We start from the raw sequence: 19,173 nt of genomic DNA on the forward strand, positions 1-19,173 counted from the left end.
ATTGGAATGCGGCAAGGGCACGTGCCCTCTGACTCTTTACATTTTAACGGTATCCACGCCGGGAGGGGCCTTGAACTGGTATGCGCTGGCCGGAATTTTCGCGTTGGGCTTGAAGTTGCGCAATTTGATGGATGTAGTCTGGCCGAAAGAATCCAGAATAATCAATTCAGCCGGCAGATTGTTGGCAAAGCCGATATCCACATGGGACAGACCGGCATCGGTCACCTTGGGTGTGGCGCGCATCCACACCATGCCCTGGTTATCCGGCAGCGCAGACAGTTTGAATGAGTCGTCCAGCGTTCCCGAGCCAAACAGAATGGCTGCAGGCGAGGCGCCCACGGCCTTGCTTACCGGTCTCTCCGTGACCTGACGCAAATCCGGGTCGTACTGATAGACCGTTTTGCCGTCGGAAATCACGCTTTGCGCATAAGGCTTGGTAACGCTCCAGTTGAATTTTCCGGGGCGTTCAAAAGAAAAGGTGCCGGTTTGCGCGGCCCGGTTTTTACCCTTGCCTCCGGACGTTTTCTGGGCAAACTCGCCGCTGGCCGATTTGACCTGTGCCACAAAGTCCTTCAGCTGTTGGCGCGCATCGGTCTGCTGCGTGTTTTTTACTTCAGGGATTTTTTCAAAGGTGACCCCGTCCAGCGTGGTCGACAAACCCGCGTCGGGGTTCATCAGATCGGGGTTCACCTTGATATCCTGAGCAAATGTCGTGGCCGGCACTGCGATCACCGTTGCCAGGCAAAAAGCAAGTACAGATTTTTTCATAAGTGGACTCCTGTTGTTGTTGCTTGCGGCAGCTCGCGTGTTCATTCTGCTGCCGATGACATGGTCCTGTTTTACCATTAATTCTGCGCCAGGGGATGTAACAGAATCGTAAATACAATTGCGTCTTTGAAATCTGGCGGGCGCTGCAAATAAAACGGCATCCGTTAAAGGGATGTCGCCATTTGAAGAAAAGCCATGAGCTCAAAGCGGATGTGTCACTGTATTACGGCACCAATCACCGCGCGCCGGGGCCCGCATCAGGCGTCGGGTTCTTCCTGGCCGGCCGGCACCAGAATTTCCCGGTTGCCGTTGGACTGCATGGTCGACACGATACCGGACTGCTCCATCTGTTCCAGCAAGCGTGCTGCGCGGTTATAACCGATGCGCAAATGACGCTGGACCGAGGAGATGGATGCACGACGGTTCTTCAGGACCACGGCAACGGCCTGATCATACAGCGGATCGGATTCATTATCGGTAAAACCGGTCACACTGCCCACGCCATCACCCGTTTCGCCGCCCACGCCACCTTCCAGCAAGCCGTCAATATAGTCCGGCTCACCCTGCTCTTTCAGATAATCCACCACGCGATGCACTTCATCGTCATCAACAAAGGCGCCGTGGACACGATTGGGCAGCCCTGTTCCGGGCGGCAGATACAGCATATCGCCCTGCCCCAGCAGCGTCTCTGCACCCATCTGGTCAAGAATGGTGCGCGAGTCAATTTTGGAAGAGACCTGAAACGCAATACGCGTCGGAATATTGGCCTTGATCAGACCGGTAATCACATCCACACTGGGACGCTGTGTCGCCAGGATCAGATGAATGCCGGCCGCCCGTGCCTTTTGCGCCAAACGGGCAATCAGCTCTTCAATTTTCTTGCCCACCACCATCATCAGGTCGGCCAGCTCGTCAATGACCACCACGATCATGGGCAGCGTTTTGAGCGGTTCGGGCTCCTCGGGCGTGAGCGAAAACGGATTGGGAATGGACTCCCCTTTCTTGGTGGCTTCGCGGATTTTGCTATTGAAGCCGCTGACATTACGCACGCCCATCTTGCTCATGAGCTTGTAGCGTTTTTCCATTTCGCCGACACACCAGTTCAGCGCATTGGCCGCCTGGCGCATGTCGGTTACCACGGGTGCCAGCAGATGCGGGATGCCTTCGTAAATGCTCATTTCCAGCATTTTCGGGTCGATCAGGATCAATCTGACCTGCGAAGCATCGGCCTTGTACAGCAATGAAATAATCATGGCATTGATCCCCACCGACTTGCCAGAGCCGGTCGTACCGGCCACCAGCAGGTGGGGCATTTTGGCCAGATCGGCCACGACCGGGTTGCCGGCAATGTCCTTGCCCAGCGCCATCGTGAGCGACGAGCCGTTGTCATGGTAGGTCTTGGAACCGATAATTTCCGACAGGCGCACCATTTGCCGACGCGGATTGGGCAATTCCAGGCCCATCAGGTTCTTGCCGACAATGGTTTCCACCACGCGGATACTGACCAGGCTGAGCGCACGCGCCAGATCCTTGGACAGATTCACAATCTGGCTACCCTTGACGCCGGTGGCCGGCTCAATTTCATAGCGGGTAATGACCGGTCCGGCCTGGGCCGCAACAACTGTGACCGAAACGCCAAAATCACGCAGTTTTTTCTCGATCAGACGCGAGGTGTACTCAATGGTCTCGGGCGAGACCGATTCAATATTTTCACTGGCCGGATCCAGCAATTCCAGTGCAGGCAATTCGCCACTGGCATTTTTGGGTGGCTCAAACAGAGTGCGCTGTTTTTCTTTTTGCACGCGCTCGGAGGTGGGAAACACAGTAATCTGCGGCTCAATGCGCACTGAGGTTTCATGCACCAGTTGCTCTTTCTGCGTGACCACCTGTTCTTCGCGGGCCACCTGGGCAATCTCGCCGACCTTGCGGTCCTGCCGCGCCGTTTTCAGATTGATTACAGCAGTCAACATACGCAAAATACCTGAGCCGATTTTCTCTGCCAGCGACAGCCAGGAGAAATCCAGGAATAACCCAAGCCCGAGTACAACCATGAAAAAGAGGATCAGGACCGCGCCGGGCACGCCCACTGCAGTCGAAAAAAGCAGGCTGATATATTGGCCCAGTACGCCGCCGGCCCCGCCAGGCAATTGCGCACCCACATGGGCCAGTTGACTGGCCTCAAAGCCAAGTGAACCGATAAACAGCAGCGCAAATCCGACACCCTGCTCCCAATGCACACGCGGCAACGCGGCATCGGCATTAGGCACCAGCCGGTGCATCAACAGTTTGTAGCCCACCCACATGCGTTTCAGGCATAAGGCCACGAACCACCAGGCAGACAGCCCGAACAAATACAGCAGAATATCGGACACATACGCCCCGACAGCACCCAAGCGGTTATGTACGAGCGTAGACGAAGACGTGCTGACCCAGCCTGGATCGTTCGGATGCCAGGTGAAAAACATGACCGACAGGGCGGCGGCCAGCGCAGCATACAGGACCCACTTAGCTTCCGTAAACATGGAAGCCAGCCGGCTGGGCTCGGCATTCTGTGCATTGCGCGCGTTCCTGGCGGACGAGCGGGATCCCGTATTGCGTGTATTGCGGGCGGATCGGGTGGAGACGGTATTTGAAGTGCGTGCCATAGCTATAAATTCAGTCAATAAAGCATTATAGCTTATTGATATTAAATGTTATTTATATTGTGCATGCGCAATACGCATTGGTTGCAAATGGGCCGTAAGCTGTTGTTTTCACAGGATACGCCCGCATATAAAGTGTGTTATTTCGGAACGTGAGTGCCACCGATACGACTAATACGTACCGCTTTTACCGGATGGCGCCCATCGGGCCCATTGAAAACCGCGGCGGGTCCAAGGTTTTGAATGCCGCCCGACAGCGATCCATTATAATTGCCGATTGGCTTTATAGGACAAGATACAATGGCTGACAACACCAAACACGCGAAAGTGCTGATACTGGGCGCCGGACCGGCAGGCTACACCGCCGCCGTCTACGCAGCCCGAGCAAACCTGAATCCGGTACTGGTGACCGGCATGGAACAGGGCGGGCAATTGATGACTACCACAGATGTAGACAACTGGCCCGCCGATGCGCAAGGCGTGCAGGGTCCCGATCTGATGCAGCGTTTTCTGGAACATGCGACCCGTTTCAATACCGACATCGTGCAGGAACACATCAAAGAGGCCGACTTGTCTGCCCGCCCCTTCAAACTGGTGTCTGAATCGGGCACCACCTTTACCTGCGACGCCCTGATCGTTGCCACCGGGTCTTCGGCCAAATACCTGGGCCTGCCTTCCGAAACGGCCTTTATGGGCAAAGGCGTCTCGGCCTGCGCCACCTGCGACGGATTCTTCTATCGGAATCAGGATGTCGTTGTGGTGGGCGGTGGCAATACGGCGGTTGAAGAAGCCCTTTACCTGTCCAATATTTGTCGTCATGTCACCCTGGTTCACCGCCGTGACTCGTTCCGCGCCGAACCTATTCTGATTGACAAGATGATGGACAAGGTCAACGGCGGCAATATGTCGCTGAAACTGTTCAACACCCTGGACGAAGTGCTGGGCGACCAGAGCGGCGTGACCGGCGTCAGGCTGCGCCATGTTGATGGCCACCTGGAAGAGCTTGCGGTTACTGGCGTGTTCATCGCGATCGGCCATCACCCCAATACGACCCTGTTCGAGGGCCAGCTGGAGCTGGAAAACGGCTATATCGTCACAAAGAGCGGCCATGGCGGCCTGGCCACCATGACTTCTGTACCGGGTGTGTTTGCTGCGGGCGACGTGCAGGATCACGTTTACCGTCAGGCCATCACCAGCGCAGGCACCGGCTGCATGGCAGCACTGGACGTACAGCGCTGGCTGGAAAGCCAGCCGCAATAACAAGGATCGGCCCGTCTCTTTCACCAGTGCGGGCCGCAATCGCTATGGTCACTCCCATCAAAGGCAAGCTCGAAGAGCTGCGCCAGTTGCAGAAAACCCGGGCGCGCGAAGAAGTCCGTCTTGAAAAAGCCCGGAAGGCTACAAGCCATCCCTCGGCAAAGCAGGCCGGTGCAGCTTCTGCCGTTTTCTCCCAGGAAGATATTGCGCTTTTCCGGCAGACGGTCAAATCCGTCACGCCCCTGCCCCAGGCCAACCGCTATGAACGCAGCGCGATTGATCGTTCCCGCAACGAATACTTTCAGGCAAAGCGACGCCAGGCCGAAGGCGCACCCGCCAATGCCCCTCACAAGCCAACCGGCAAGCCCGATTCGCGTGTACAGAAACGGCCCGCGCAGCCTGGCAAAGCAGGACGCCGAATCGACCTTCCCGAGGGAGCCTATGTGCAACGCGCCGACAGCGTGGATCTAATCAAAAAGCTGCTATCGGGCCAATGGCCTGTGGCCGCCACCCTGGATCTGCATGGCGCCAATTCGGCACAGGCCGCCGAGCGCTTCGATCGCTTCCTGCATTCCTGCCTGGAACATCGGGTGCGCTGCGTTTGTATTGTGCACGGCAAAGGATATGGGTCTGCAGAAGGCACAGCGGTGCTCAAAGACCAGGTGCAATCGTGGCTGAAAAATCTGGATGCGGTGCTTGCGTTTGCACCAGCGCCCGAGAACATGGGTGGCACCGGCGCGCAGATTGTATTGCTGAAGGCGGCCGAGGCGGCCTGATGTTTCAGCATTGAAAGATGATGGTGTCAATGCCGGGGAGTAACGTACGAAACAACGCCGAAGCAGGTTCACATGAGGAATAACTCAGCCAGGACAAATAGACGGCCGGAAGAATACGCGGTTAATAAAATACTCGGTCAAAAATAAAATACTCGGCCAAAAAGCAGAAAGGCGGAATCAATTTATATTGATTTTCCGCCTCTCGGATTATAGTTCTTATGGGTACAGCTTTTCGCGAAGACCCCTTAACGAATACTTCTGCTAACGGGTAAAACCTGCTCATGCAGAGCGTTTGTCTCCTCACCTGCATGAAACAAATTATGCACCCGATTCGTATATATGACACTTAGGGAATGCACTAGTTTTTAGCATATCGACTATTTTGCTGCACCACCAGGTGCGTCTTTTTGCATGGCAAGCTGGCGCGCGCGCTCTTTTCGGGCTTCCTTGAGCGCCCGGCGGCGCCGGATCTGTTCTTCCATATCTGCACCAATATGTTCTTCGTGCCGGGCAGCTGCCAGATCGACCTGACGCTGACGCTCGCGAAAGCGCTCCCGCTGCTCTTCGGTTTTGGCATCCCAGCAGTGCGGGCAGCTCTCTCCGCGGATATATTTAGGCGAGGCACGGTCTTCATCGCTCAACGGATGGCGGCAGGCGCGGCACTGTATATATTGGCCGGGCTTGAGGCCGTGCCCGACAGAGACCCGCTCGTCAAATACAAAACACTCGCCTTCCCACAGGCTTTTTTCAGGTGGAATAGTTTCGAGGTACTTCAGAATTCCGCCCTGCAGATGGTAGACCTCATCAAAGCCCAGTGATTTCATATAGGCGGTGGATTTTTCGCAACGGATCCCGCCGGTGCAGAACATGGCAACCTTGCGTGTTTTGCTTTTGTCCAGCACCCCGCCTTCAGCAGACTGAGTTTGCACCCAGTTCGGAAACTCGCGAAACGTGACGGTGTTCGGATTGACCGCACCCTTGAAGGTGCCGATATCCACTTCATAATCGTTGCGCGTATCGACCAGCACCACCTCGGGGTCGGAAATCAGGTCATTCCAGTTTTCGGGCGGCACGTAGGTACCTGCATTGCGGGCGTTCACATTGGGTTGCCCCATGGTCACGATCTCTTTTTTCAGACGAACCCGCATGCGATGAAACGGATCGCGCTCATCGGACCATGACTCTTTGTGCTCCAGATCGGCCAGGCGTGGATCCTTGCGCAGATAGGCGAGCACCGCGTCAATACCTTCCTTGGAACCGGATATCGTGCCGTTAATTCCTTCGCGGGCAAGCAACAGCGTGCCCTTGACCTCGTGCTGCTCGCAAAAGGCCTGCAAAGGGTCCTTAAGCGATTCAAAATCGGGCAGATCAACAAACTTGTATAGCGCGGCAATAGTATGAGACATAGAACTGAGTACGGGTTTAAGTGGCAAGCCTTGCATTTTAGCCGTCCTGCCCGTGGCAGAACAGCTGTCTATTTGATTATTCGCAAGCTACCAGAAAATTAATTTACTATTGTAAATCAAACCCTTGTGTTTTCAGTGCGATGCCGGCTGTTCCTTTGCATATTTGATGAGCGCCCCTGTGCGGTAAAAACCATGAACGAACTTGCCGAACGGCATGGTGATAAACAACGACAAAATAACGGCCAGATGGATCACCAGCAGCGGCGCCAGCGCGGATGTTTCGCGGAACACCATCAGCAGCAGCCCCGTTACTGCAGCCAGAAACAGCTGGGCAATAAAGGCGTAATCCATGCCCATTTGCCGGATGTTGCGAATATCGGGATCCGCCTTGCGCTTAAGCCAGAACTGTCCGGCCGTACCAATGGCCAGCATGATGCCGCCGACGGTACCGGTCAGCTTGGGCAGGCTGAAAAACGCATACGGTGCATGCCAGCCAAAGACATAATGGAAAATGGTGCCGAACACCGTGGCCGCAAAACAAAGCATGAATCCATAAAACGTAAAATGATGGAAGCGTCGGCGCCAGGGTGAAATATTGTCGTCCGGATACGTGCAGCCGGTCTTGACGTTACCGTGCAAATACTTCAGGCTGAACGCGTCGGATAAGCCCTGACGAACATGTGCGGCGGTCAACAGCAGCGAGGGTGACTCCCCAACGTCACGCAGAAAATTGCGAAACCCCATTCCCACTGCCAGCAGGACCCACAAGGCCGCGAGGCCAAAGACCGTCGCCAGTACGCCGTGCGGAAAGATGGCATAAAACTGCCCATCCAGGTCGGCCTGCTGAGGGCCACCAATAATAGAGGCAAGCCCCAGCAGTACAATCAGGGCCAGCAAAAAGCCCAGACTGGCCAGCAACCCGCTGCGGTTGAACCCGCGCGCAATACCCGCCGGCCAGGCGTACGTCTCGTATGTCGTCTGGCGCACTGCCGCCAGTTGAACCGGAAGATTGACATTGAATTCATGGGGTGGCGCGTACTGGCATGCGTAATAACACTCGCTGCAGTTGTGGCATAAATTGGCCAGGTAATGGATATCCCCGCGCGTGAAATCCAGCCTTTGTTCCAGCGCGGGAAAGACCGCACAGAAACCTTCGCAGTAGCGACAGGAATTGCAAATGCCCACAGAATTGCGGGCGTCCTCGATCAATTGTTCAAGCTGTTGCATGCTTTGCTGCCTCCGTACCTGCAATGCGACCAAATACCGTACCGATAGCCATGCCAAAGCCGGCTACGTACCCTTTGCTCAGAATATTTCCGGCCATAATTTCCCCTGCGGCGAACACATTGGTGGCCAGCGCGCCATCTTCCATGATGACTTGTGCCTGTTTGGTGACCTTTACTCCCATATAGGTAAAAGTGATGCCCGTGGCCAACGGATAGGCATAAAAAGGACCCGTGTCGATTTTTTGCGCCCAGTTGGTTTTCTCAGGCTGCAAACCCTGCGTGCGACAACCGTCCAATACGCTGTGGTCGAATGTGCCCGGCTCAACGGCACGATTGAAAGCCTTTACAGTTTCCACCGTTGTCGCCACCGGCAAGCCCAGGCGTTCGGCCAGGGTTTCAATCGAATCGGCCGCGATGGATTTGAACACAGAGGGCATAAACCGCCCGATGGCCTTGGAATCAATAATGCAATAGGCAATCTGATCCGGCTGCTGGGCGACCAGGCGTCCCCAGATCGCGTAACGCTTGGGCCAGAAGTCCTCGCCTTCGTCGTAAAAGCGGCGGCCTTCCTTGTTAAGTACGATACCCAGCGACACGCAATCGACACGCGTCACAATACCGCCGTCATATTTCGGCGCCCTGGCATCAATGGCCACGGCGTGTCCCTGGGTGGGGTCGCCGATAATACAGGCCTTGTTGCGCATCAGCTCTCGCAGCATGACACCCTGGTTGTAGCGGGTGCCACGAATCAGAAAATTGCGCGCCGCCGGACCCCAGGCCTCTTCCAGCCAGGCCACATTGGATTCAAACCCGCCCGATGCAATAACCACCGACTTGCCGTGAATGCGCAAGGGCTTGCCGTCGGCGACCAGATCAACGCTATCACACGTGTCATTGGAAAAATTCAGGCTTTTGGCTTCGGTTTCGTACAGAATCTGTACCCCCGCTTTCTCGGCCGCCTTGTAGTAGGCGTTAACCAGCGCCTTGCCACCGCCCAGAAAAAAGGCGTTGGTGCGTCCCAGATGCAGCGTGCCGCCCAGCGAAGGCTGAAAGCGCACGCCATTGGCCTTCATCCATGGCGTACAGCCTTCGGTTTCGCGAATGACATAGCGCGCCATTTCTTCATTGGTCTCACCGCCCGTGACCCGGAACACATCCTGAAAATACTCGTCTTCGGGATAACTGTCTGTGAGCACATCTGTCGGCGCCTGATGCATGCATCGAAAATTACGGGTGTGGCTGCTATTGCCGCCCCGCCATGCACGCGGCGCGCTTTCGACCAGGATCACCGATGCATTCTGTTCCCTGGCGGACAAGGCCGCGCACAGCGCAGCATTGCCGCCGCCGATTACGAGCACGTCACACGATAACGCTTCATCCATGCCTGCTTCCTCAAATAATATACTGTTGTATTCTATTGTACACAATTATTTATTGCTGTGTATAAACACTTGAAAAACGCCGCAATACTGACCATTTGCGTTATGCTGTGTCAAAAACCAGGAAATATATAATGGCTAAATCCAAATCGACCCTTCGCCCGGCTGTGTCCGATGCTGATTCCAACGCGGCCAATGATCGCGGCGTGAGCTTGAGCGATCAGGCTTACAGCTATATTGTTCAGTCGCTGGAAAACGGCACCATGCCGCCCGGCACCCGTTTGCGTGAAACAGAACTGGCTGCCGACATCGGCTTGAGCCGCACGCCGGTTCGGGAAGCACTGAACCGACTCATGTCCGAAGGGCTGGTAACAAACGATCCGAAACGGGGACTCATTATTACCGAACTGGATCAGAATATGGTCGGCGAGCTTTATGAGATGCGCCGGGTGCTGGAAAGCACGGCGGCAGCCCTGGCAGCGCGCCATGCCACCGACGTCGAAATCGCCGTACTCAGACAGATTATTGACAGAGACGAAACCCTGAACGATCCGGCCGCCCTGTCACAAAACAACCGCCTGTTTCATCAAACGCTCTACCAATGCGCGCACAACCGCTATCTGCTCAAGACCTTGCAGGTGCTGCAGAACGCCATGCTTCTGCTGGGCAAAAGCACGCTGGCCGAAAGCGGCCGACCCTCGACGGCACGCGAAGAACATCAGGAAATTATCGGCGCGCTGGAGCAACGTAATCCGGATCAGGCACAAGCACTGGCCAGCCGGCATATCAGCGAAGCGTATAAGGTTCGGCTTAGCCGCTTCCTGCTGGATCGCAACTGATTAGTCGGCTCGGGCTCCGGAGGATTTGACCGCTTTGCCCCAGGTGCCGATCTGCGCCTGAATAAAGGAGCCAAATTCGCCTGGCGTCATTTTTGCCGCGCGGGCGCCTTCGTGCGCCAGCTTGGATTTGACTTCCTCGCCGGCCAACGCCTTGCTGGCTGACTGATAGAGCGTGTCAATCACATTTTGCGGCGTGCCGGCGGGTGCAACCAGCCCATGCCATGAAACCGCTTCAAACCCGGGCACGGCCGCTTCTGCTACCGTAGGCAGATCGGGCAACGCCTCGGACCGTTCTGCCGAGGACACTGCCAGCCCTTTGATGGAACCTGCCTTGATATGGCTGATGGCGCCCGGAATGGTCGTAAACATGAAATCGGTCTGACCGCCGATCAGGGCGCTGATCGCCGGTGCGCCCCCCTTGAACGGAACGTGCACCAGATCCAGTTTTTCCGCGTCTTTAAGCATGACGCCGGCCAGATGACCCGGCGTACCGCTGCCGGCGGATCCCATATTTGTTTTGCCGGGATTGTCCTTCATATACTGGATCAGGTCTTTCAGCCCTTTCATTTCCTTATGGTTGCCCCCCACGACCAGCACATTGGGGACCGTCGCAAACAGCGTAACCGGCGCAAAATCCTTGACGGCATCGTAGTTCAGCTTGCTATAGAGTGTCGGATTGATGCCATGGGTGCTGGCGGTCGCCAGCAGCAGTGTGTAGCCATCGGGCTTGGCAGTGGCCACCGTCTGCGCCGCAATGGCGCCATTTCCGCCCCCTTTGTTTTCCACAACAATAGATTGCCTCAAATCCTTTGACATGGCGGCCGCCATGGTACGAGCCAGAATATCGGACGAACCGCCGGCCGGATGCGGCACAATCAGCCGGATGGGCTGCTCGGGGTAAGCCGCAAGAACGACGGCGGGACTTGCCAGCAAAATCGCCAGCATACAGGGTTTGAGACCGAACATGGGGTTGCTCCTTCGATTTAATTTTATAATATACCAATGAATACATTAGAATACAATAAAGTAGAAACCCCGACAAAATGAGCAGACGCGGTCGTTGTCAGGCCGAATCACGCAGTTCAAACGGATTCTCGCGGGTATGTTCAACTGATGTTTTGTTGCACATCCGTCGCTCCTCCAAAATGCGCCACGAGAAAGTCAATGAAGGCCCTGGTGCGCGCAGCCAGATTGCGCTGACTGGGATAATAGACATACAGGTCGGCAGAAGGAAGCGTAAAGTCCGGCAGGACGACCCGGAGTCGACCACTTTCAAGATACTTTGCCAAATCCCACTCGGAGCGAATCAGAATCCCGTGCCCTTCCAGCGCCCAGCCCAGCACAATGTCGCCATCGTTGCTCGAGAGCAAACCGTGGACCTTCACGACTTCGCTGTGATCATGATGCGTGAAACGCCAGATACCATACGCGTCGTCATTCTGCCTGTGGATAATACATTTGTGATGGACCAGGTCAGCCAGGGCCGACGGCGTGCCGTGGCGCTCGAGATAAAGAGGCGAAGCGCAAAGAAACCGGCGATTGGACAGAATCCGTCGCGCATTCAGGCGTTTGTCGGGCAAAGCGCCAAACCGGATGGCCAGATCAAAACCACTCTCCACCAGATCCACCGGGCGGTCCGTCACCTCCATTTGCACCTCCACCTCCGGGTGAAGTTTGGCAAAATCCGACACCAGCGGTGCGATCGTGGTTCGGCCAAAACCCAATGTCGCGTTGATTCGCAACAGCCCGCGCGGTCTGCGACTGGATGAAATAATGTCTTCCATATCGCGAATATCAGTCAGTATCCGGGTCGCGTGCCGGACATAAGTTTCGCCTTCACTGGTCAGGCTCAGACTGCGTGTTGTACGATTGACCAATCTGACGCCAAGCCGTTTTTCCAATTGCGCGAGCCTTTTGGTCGCGGCCGGTGGCGTTACGTCAAGGGCTCTTGCGGCAGCAGACAAATTGCCGTGCCGGGCCAGTGTCACGATAAACTGCAGGTCAGAAATCACGATTGTGCACTTTAAGAAAATTTATAATTAATTATAAGTGAATTATTCAACTCCATTTCACACGTAATCTTGATGCAACGCCTGTCTTTCGACACGGCCATGAGTGCAATCATCAGGAACACACAATGAAAATAGTTGAAATCCGCGAAAAAACCTTTCCAATCAGCTCGCCCATCCGTAATGCCTACATTGATTTCAGCAAAATGACGCTGAGCCTGGTAGCGGTCATCACAGATGTCATTCGCGACGGCAAACCCGTCATCGGATACGGTTTCAATTCCAATGGCCGATACGGCCAGGGAACCTTGATGCGCGAGCGCTTCATTCCCCGGCTTCTGGAAGCGGATCCCGATACATTAAACGACGACGCCGGCGACAATCTCGATCCGCACAAAATCTGGTCCACGCTTTTTTCCAATGAAAAACCGGGCGGTCATGGAGAACGCTCCGTGGCTATTGGCACCATCGATATGGCTGTTTGGGATGCTGTCGCAAAAATTGAAGGCAAGCCTCTGTTCCAGCTGCTGGCCGACCGCTACGGCGATGGGCAACCGGATCGCCGGGTTTTTGTTTATGCGGCCGGCGGTTATTACTATCCCGGGCAGGATCACACCAAACTCAAGGATGAAATGCGCAGCTATATTGATCGCGGCTACACCGTGGTGAAGAAAAAAATCGGCGGCGCATCACTGGACGAAGATCTGCGCCGTATCGATTCCATTCTAAGCGTGCTTCAGGATGGGCAGAAACTGGCGGTAGATGCCAACGGGCGCTTTGACAGGGATACTGCCATTACTTACGCGAAAGCACTGTCAAATTATGACCTGTTCTGGTACGAAGAACCGGGCGATCCGCTGGACTTCGAACTGCAGGCTGCACTGCGAAATTACTACCCGAATCCCATGGCCACCGGAGAAGATTTATTTTCCATGCAGGACGCACGAAACCTGATTCGTTATGCAGGCATGCGCGCCGACCGGGACTGGCTGCAGTTTGACTGCGCCCTCAGTTACGGGCTGGTCGAATACCTGCGCACACTTGATATGTTGCACGAGCACGGCTGGTCACGTACCCGGTGTATTCCGCATGGCGGTCACCAGATGTCATTGAACATCGCAGCGGGTCTGGGGCTGGGAGGCAATGAATCCTACCCCGACCTCTTCCAGCCCTTTGGCGGGTTTCCCGATTCAGTGCAGGTGGAAAACGGCTATATCACCATGCCCGATCTGCCCGGCATCGGCTTTGAAGGCAAGGCGGATCTGTATAAAGTCATGCAGCAACTGTCAGCTTAACAACACAACCGACAGACAAACCAGGAGGAGACACCAGATGAATACACATGCACCACGAATGAAATTCGGCATCACCCTGCTTGCCGGCCTTGTTGCACTCGCCGCAGGAACGATGGCCAGGGCCGACTATCCAGAAAAAAGCGTCACCATTGTCGTGCCGTTTTCTGCAGGCGGCCCTTCCGACAAAATCGCCCGCGATGTCGCAGAAGCGCTACGCGAACCATTGGGGCAGCCTATCGTGATCGAAAATCGCCTGGGTGCGGGTGGCACGATCGGCACTGCGCGAGTCGCGCGCGCAAAAAATGATGGCTACACCCTGCTGGTTCACCATATCGGCCTGGCGACTGCGCACTCGCTTTACAAAGACCCCGGATACAAAATAGACGACCTTGAATTTCTCGGACTGATCAATGAAGCCCCGTCGACACTAATTGGGAAAACCGCATTACCGGCAGACGATTTCGCCCAGCTTAAACAATACATTGCCGACAAGGACAGCAGCATCAATCTGGCCAATGCCGGCGTCGGTTCGGCATCGCATCTGTGCAGTCTCATGCTGCAAAGCACGCTCAAAAGCAATATGACATTTGTTCCGTATAAAGGGACTGCACCGGCCATGACTGACCTGATGGGCGGGCAAATCGATATCATGTGCGAGCAGGCAACCAATAGCATTCCGCAGATCGAAAGCAGGAAAGTAAAGGTCTATGGCGTGAGCAGCATGCAGCGCATGAGCATACCCGCGCTGGCATCCGTCCCCACACTGGACGAGGCAGGACTGAAGGGGTTCAATTTCAGCGTTTGGCATGGTCTGTATGCACCGCATGGGACTCCCAAACCTGTTGTCGACAAGATCAATGCCGCCCTGCGTATTGCACTGAAAAATCCCGACCTGATCAGGCGTCAGAAAGCGCTGGCGATTTCAGTTGTCAATGACGACAGACTCTCTCCCGAAGGACATCGGGCCTTTTTTGAAAAAGAAGCAGCCCGCTGGTCTGACGTCATCAAGAATGCAGGAATTCAGCCAGAGTAAAATCGACGCGCGCTGTATCTGCCAACCCCAATCCAGTCCGGCTATGCAAGCCCATGGCTCTGCATTGGGGTTGCCCACGCATCTAGACAAGCTGTGCCGCAAGCGCCTGGTCTATCCACGCGTCGTCATACTCGCCTTTGACAATCCCCGCGAGGACTTGCGCTTCTGCCTGCATTTTGCGACGGCTGGCGGCAGCAACGGACGCAGCCTGATCACGCGGAATAAAGACGACACCATCACCATCGCCCACAACAATATCCCCTGGATGTACAACACAGCCTTCAATTGCAATCGCAATAGCCAGGTCACCCGGGCCGTTTTTCAACGGTCCCTGGTGTGTGACGCCCCTGGAATAGCATGGAAAATCATGCTTTACAAACGCATCTGCATCGCGGATCGCGCCATGCACGACAAAGCCCGCCAGACCGCGCATTCTTGCCACGCTCATCATGATTTCCCCAAGCAAAGCACGGTCCGTGTGCCCTTCCCCGTCAATCACCAGAACCTGCCCTGGCTGAGCTTTGCGCAAAGCATCGTGAATATGGAGGTTGTCGCCCGAGCGCACCTTTACAGTGTAGGCAACTCCCACAAGGGCAGCACTCTTGTGACGAGGAACCAGTGTACGCGTTCCTGCCAGGCGACGCAGTGAATCACTGATGATTGACGTGGGAACGCCTTCAAACAATTGCGCCAGTTCGTCCATGCCTTTTTCCTTGAATGTTATTGAATATCAATCTGTCAATCAGTCGACTTTGGCGCCTGACTTTTGTACTACGTCGGTCCACACCGGCGCTTCCTTGCCAATGAAGTCGGCAAACGCACTGGCTGAACCCGCTACATCAGATGAAGCCATCTGCTCAAGCGCCCGGGTCATCTGCGGGGTTTTCAGCGCGACATTGACTGCTTTATTGAGTTTTTCGACCAACTCGGGCGGGGTTCCTGCAGGCGCGAAAACCCCGTACCAGTTTTCAATCACGAAGTCCTTGAAGCCCGATTCGGCCATCGTGGGAACGTCGGGAAGTATTTTTGTGCGTGCGGCGCTTGTCGTTGCCAATGCCTTGACCGACCCTGCTTTCACATGTGGCAACAACACGGCGGTTGTTTCAAATGCAATAGGCACATGCCCCGCAATTACGTCATTCATCGCCGGACCCTGACCCCGATACGGCACATGTAACATATTGACCGCTTTCATTTGTTTGAACATTTCGCCTGCCAGGTGCTGCGGACTACCACTGCCGCCCGACGCAAAGCTGTATTGGTCAGGTTTTTTCTTCAAAGCGTCGACCAGTTCCTGCGCGCTACTGACTTGTATTTTCCCGGGATTCACATAGAGTACCAGCGGTACTGCAGCCACTTCGCCGATCGGGGTCAGGCTCTTAAGCGGATCCAAATGAAGCTTGTACAGGTTCCGGTTAATTACAACGCCGGTATTATTGCCCAGCAATAGTGTACAACCGTCAGGCTTGGCCCGACCGACAAACTCCGTGCCGATGTTGCTGCTGGCGCCGGCCTTGTTATCCACGATCACCGTTTTGCCCAGTTCCTTTTGCATTCCCGGCGCCAGAAGCCGTGCCAGAATGTCGGTCGTCCCCCCGGGTGGATAGGGGGAAATAATTGTGATATTGCTGCACGCCAAATCGGCAGCAACGGCGACCGGCGCAGATGCCGTGAACGCCGTCCCGACAGCGAGCGCCGTGCCAAGCCATCTTTTGAGTCGATACTGGGTATTTATTTTTTTATTCATGTCTGGTCTCCTTATTGTTCAATTTTGTTGGCTGCGCTGTAACTGGTGGTAGCCCTGCTGTTCGCGCGCCTGTTTCAATGTCATCCCTGATTTGACGCTTTCTACAATTGACCGTTCCGCCTGATGAATATCCAGGGCTTTCTCCAGGACTTTTACAATCCATCCTTCGGGCACTACGACAATGCCATCCTGGTCCGCGCACACGAGGTCGCCGGAATTGACACGTACGTCCCCGAGCGACACACTTTCATTAATGGCTTCTACCTGTACCCTGTCTTTGCCGGTTCGCATGAACGTGCCGCGACTAAAGATGGGGTAGCCACACTGCACCGCCTCCTCTACATCCCGGCAAACGCCGTGAATCACGGTGCCGGAAATGCCGCGTGACCGGGCGATCTGACTGAGTATGCCGCCCCAAACCGTGCAATCGGTCCGGCCGCCGTTGTCCAGCACAATGACCTGTCCGGATTGGACATCATCAATAAAATCACCCACTGTACCCGGCTTTGCCTTGTCCAGCGGCGCAAAGCGTACTGTGTACGCGGTACCCATGAACCGATAGGCGTGTGTCACCCCGACAAGTCCGTGTGCGCTACCGGGCAATCCGAAAAAATCCAGTGCGTCTGAAATTTCTGCATTGGCCAGCGCCTGATATTTGGTTTTCTGCCAGATTTCCTGCATTAGTTGACTCGCTCCTGTTTTAAATTAATTGTCCAGAAATATAACACATATTGTCTGTTATTTTTATATAAATTGTCTGACAATATAAATCATGAAGCAAATGCCATATCGGTTATACTTCTGCGTCTAGATACACTCACACACCCGCATTTGCACATGACATCGAAACGTTTAGCGATCGCCAGGACGATAAAGCAGCAGATCATGGAAGGCCGCTGGGCGCCCGGAACCCGCCTCACAGAACGGGCCCTATGTGATTTCACAGGCGCCAGCCGATCTTCGGTCAGGGAAGCGATTCAGTTGCTGCAGCAGGAAGGCTTTATAGAAATACGGCCGAACCAGGGCGTACGCGTTGCCACGCTGGATGCCCGCGAAGCAGCAGATATCTATCAGGTCAGGTCGGTGCTTGAAGGCCTGGCAGCCCGCAATTTCATCAATATGGCAACTGCAATCCAGCGCGACGCGCTGAACCAGGCATTGCAGGATCTGGAGCAGGCCATTGAAAAAGAAAATATCGCTGCCCAATTAACATCCATCGAAGATTTTTATAATGCCTTGCTCGATGGTTGCTACAACAGCGTACTTAAAAGCAGTCTTGAGGAACTTCACGGCAAAATATCACGCCTGCGGGCAACCTCAATACTGAGCCAGGGTCGCATTCGCAATACGCTCAAGGAAATGCGCCGTATTGGCCAGGCCATAGACGCAAACAATGAAGCCGAAGCCTGGCAGGCTTGCGTTGACCATATGCGGCATACCTCTGCTGTGGCCATCCGCATGATCGATCATCTGAAAGAGCAGCGTTGAGCTGCTCGCAAAACAGATCGGGATAAAACCATTCTGGCATCGCCTTCACCCGCCCCGCTCTCACTTGCTGGCCGCGGGCACCATTGGGCAAGTGCTTTGAGACAGCGGCATGGTCGTCTGCTCGGGCGGGATTTTCTGTACGATGGTGAAGTAATCCCACGGATATTTTGATTCGGCAGGCGACTTGACGCGCGCCAGATACATGTCACGCAGTACGCGACCGTCTTCCCTTATTTTTGCACCATGCGTGAAAACGTCGTTTATGGGCAATGTGCGCATCGCCGCAGCGACCTGATCAGCATCATCGGAGCCAGCCGCTTTAATAGCCTTCAGATAATGCAGTACCGAACCATATACACCCGCCTGAAGCATGGACGGCATTTTGCCGGTCTGCTGCATGAATTTGTTAGACCACTCGCGTGTTTTATCGTCCATATCCCAATAGGATGCCGTCGTCAGATAGGTACCCTGAGCCACGTCCAGACCCAGGCTGTGCACGTCATCGATCATCAGAATCATGGCGGCAAGCGACTGCCCGCTTTGGGTGATGCCGAATTCACCCGCCTGTTTGATGGCGGTAATCGTATCGTTTCCGGCATTGGCAATGCCCACCACCTGGGCGCCGGAAGTCTGTGCCTGTAATAAAAAAGACGCAAAATCAGACAGATTCAGCGGGTGGCGTACCGTGCCCAGGATTTTGCCCCCGCCAGCCGTCACTACCTGGGTGGTATCCTTGGCCAGTTGCGCACCGAACGCATAATCGGATGCAATGATGAACCAGTCCTTGCCGCCATTTTGCACAACAGCCGAGGCAGTGCCGTGTGCGAGCGCATAAGTATCGTAGGTCCAGTGAAATCCGTAAGGCGAGCATTGATCATTTGTCAGCGCTGTCGTTCCGGCCCCCGAAAACATGACGATTTTTTTGCTTTGTTTGGCGATACGCTGCACGGCAAGTGCAATTGACGAGTTGGGTATATCCACGATGGCGTCAACCTTGCCCGTGTCATACCACTGGCGGGCGATAGATGCGCCCAGATCGGTCTTATGCTGATGGTCTGCCGAGACAATCTCGATCGGCTTGCCCAGCACAGTCTGGCCAAACTCCTGCACCGCCATTTGCGCGGCGACGACCGATCCCTTGCCCGTCACATCGGCGGTGACCCCGGCCATATCGGTCAGAACACCGATTTTGACAATATCATCGGACACTTGCGCCTGCGCGCTCATACACAGCATCATGCTGCCTGCCAACGCAAGCTGCTTCATTTTCTTTCCCATTTTCCGTCTCCAGAAAGATGGCTGGCATCC

Annotated in this window: 17 protein-coding genes; 6 read left to right on the top strand and 11 right to left on the bottom strand. The window is 55.0% G+C overall.

Annotated elements, in window-relative coordinates; genetic code table 11:
- Positions 1-36 precede the first annotated feature (36 nt).
- Together lolA and W822_RS43125 are read right to left on the bottom strand one after the other, a co-directional pair.
- Positions 37-768, bottom strand: coding sequence for an outer membrane lipoprotein periplasmic chaperone LolA (lolA, locus tag W822_RS43120; protein ID WP_024007021.1), 732 nt, complete (start codon positions 766-768; stop codon positions 37-39).
- 257 nt (positions 769-1,025) lie between these two features.
- Positions 1,026-3,290: a DNA translocase FtsK gene (locus W822_RS43125; RefSeq protein ID WP_024007022.1), complete on the bottom strand. Its 2,265-nt coding sequence runs from the start codon at positions 3,288-3,290 to the stop codon at positions 1,026-1,028.
- Between the two features lie 420 nt (positions 3,291-3,710).
- Between W822_RS43125 and trxB the strand changes: the two genes are divergently transcribed.
- Positions 3,711-4,670, top strand: coding sequence for a thioredoxin-disulfide reductase (trxB, locus tag W822_RS43130; protein ID WP_024007023.1), 960 nt, complete (start codon positions 3,711-3,713; stop codon positions 4,668-4,670).
- A gap of 44 nt (positions 4,671-4,714) precedes the next feature.
- On the top strand, positions 4,715-5,443 hold the full coding sequence (locus tag W822_RS43135) for a Smr/MutS family protein (protein ID WP_024007024.1): 729 nt from the start codon (positions 4,715-4,717) through the stop codon (positions 5,441-5,443).
- Positions 5,444-5,820: 377 nt separating this feature from the next.
- Here the strand turns inward: W822_RS43135 and trhO are convergent, their stop codons facing one another.
- From trhO to tcuA, 3 genes are all read right to left on the bottom strand, one after another.
- Positions 5,821-6,849 (bottom strand): oxygen-dependent tRNA uridine(34) hydroxylase TrhO, encoded by a 1,029-nt coding sequence (trhO, locus tag W822_RS43140; RefSeq protein WP_024007025.1) that lies wholly within the window; start codon positions 6,847-6,849, stop codon positions 5,821-5,823.
- Between the two features lie 132 nt (positions 6,850-6,981).
- Positions 6,982-8,076: a tricarballylate utilization 4Fe-4S protein TcuB gene (gene tcuB / locus W822_RS43145; protein ID WP_031243568.1), complete on the bottom strand. Its 1,095-nt coding sequence runs from the start codon at positions 8,074-8,076 to the stop codon at positions 6,982-6,984.
- Positions 8,063-9,457: an FAD-dependent tricarballylate dehydrogenase TcuA gene (gene tcuA / locus W822_RS43150; RefSeq protein ID WP_024007027.1), complete on the bottom strand. Its 1,395-nt coding sequence runs from the start codon at positions 9,455-9,457 to the stop codon at positions 8,063-8,065. The genes tcuB and tcuA overlap by 14 nt, the downstream gene beginning before the upstream one ends.
- A gap of 131 nt (positions 9,458-9,588) precedes the next feature.
- Between tcuA and W822_RS43155 the strand changes: the two genes are divergently transcribed.
- On the top strand, positions 9,589-10,293 hold the full coding sequence (locus tag W822_RS43155) for a GntR family transcriptional regulator (protein ID WP_031243570.1): 705 nt from the start codon (positions 9,589-9,591) through the stop codon (positions 10,291-10,293).
- On the opposite strand, the gene W822_RS43160 is transcribed toward W822_RS43155, so the two are convergent.
- Both W822_RS43160 and W822_RS43165 read right to left on the bottom strand, forming a co-directional pair.
- Positions 10,294-11,259, bottom strand: coding sequence for a Bug family tripartite tricarboxylate transporter substrate binding protein (locus W822_RS43160; protein ID WP_031243571.1), 966 nt, complete (start codon positions 11,257-11,259; stop codon positions 10,294-10,296).
- 140 nt (positions 11,260-11,399) lie between these two features.
- Positions 11,400-12,305: a LysR family transcriptional regulator gene (locus tag W822_RS43165; RefSeq protein WP_024007030.1), complete on the bottom strand. Its 906-nt coding sequence runs from the start codon at positions 12,303-12,305 to the stop codon at positions 11,400-11,402.
- A 125-nt stretch (positions 12,306-12,430) separates the two neighbouring features.
- On the opposite strand from W822_RS43165, the gene W822_RS43170 reads away from it, so the two are divergent.
- Complete coding sequence (locus W822_RS43170; protein WP_024007031.1) at positions 12,431-13,597, top strand: mandelate racemase/muconate lactonizing enzyme family protein; 1,167 nt, start codon at positions 12,431-12,433, stop codon at positions 13,595-13,597.
- A 37-nt stretch (positions 13,598-13,634) separates the two neighbouring features.
- Positions 13,635-14,630 (top strand): tripartite tricarboxylate transporter substrate-binding protein, encoded by a 996-nt coding sequence (locus tag W822_RS43175; protein WP_155848211.1) that lies wholly within the window; start codon positions 13,635-13,637, stop codon positions 14,628-14,630.
- A gap of 82 nt (positions 14,631-14,712) precedes the next feature.
- Here W822_RS43175 and W822_RS43180 read toward each other — a convergent pair whose 3' ends face one another.
- Genes W822_RS43180 through W822_RS43190 form a run of 3 tightly spaced genes read right to left on the bottom strand, consistent with a single transcriptional unit; the run spans position 14,713 to position 17,058 of the window.
- Positions 14,713-15,333 (bottom strand): RraA family protein, encoded by a 621-nt coding sequence (locus tag W822_RS43180; protein ID WP_024007033.1) that lies wholly within the window; start codon positions 15,331-15,333, stop codon positions 14,713-14,715.
- A gap of 39 nt (positions 15,334-15,372) precedes the next feature.
- On the bottom strand, positions 15,373-16,377 hold the full coding sequence (locus W822_RS43185) for a Bug family tripartite tricarboxylate transporter substrate binding protein (protein WP_034280919.1): 1,005 nt from the start codon (positions 16,375-16,377) through the stop codon (positions 15,373-15,375).
- Between the two features lie 18 nt (positions 16,378-16,395).
- Positions 16,396-17,058 carry an RraA family protein gene (locus tag W822_RS43190; RefSeq protein ID WP_024007035.1) on the bottom strand — a complete coding sequence of 221 codons (663 nt, stop codon included), beginning with the start codon at positions 17,056-17,058 and terminating at the stop codon, positions 16,396-16,398.
- A gap of 156 nt (positions 17,059-17,214) precedes the next feature.
- Here W822_RS43190 and W822_RS43195 point away from each other — a divergent pair, with 156 nt between their 5' ends.
- Positions 17,215-17,865 (top strand): GntR family transcriptional regulator, encoded by a 651-nt coding sequence (locus W822_RS43195; RefSeq protein WP_031243577.1) that lies wholly within the window; start codon positions 17,215-17,217, stop codon positions 17,863-17,865.
- A 60-nt stretch (positions 17,866-17,925) separates the two neighbouring features.
- Here the strand turns inward: W822_RS43195 and W822_RS43200 are convergent, their stop codons facing one another.
- On the bottom strand, positions 17,926-19,143 hold the full coding sequence (locus tag W822_RS43200; protein ID WP_024007037.1) for an ABC transporter substrate-binding protein: 1,218 nt from the start codon (positions 19,141-19,143) through the stop codon (positions 17,926-17,928).
- Positions 19,144-19,173: the final 30 nt, after the last annotated feature.

It is taken from the genome of Advenella kashmirensis W13003, assembly GCF_000506985.1.
In the GTDB taxonomy this organism is placed as follows: domain Bacteria; phylum Pseudomonadota; class Gammaproteobacteria; order Burkholderiales; family Burkholderiaceae_B; genus Advenella; species Advenella kashmirensis_A.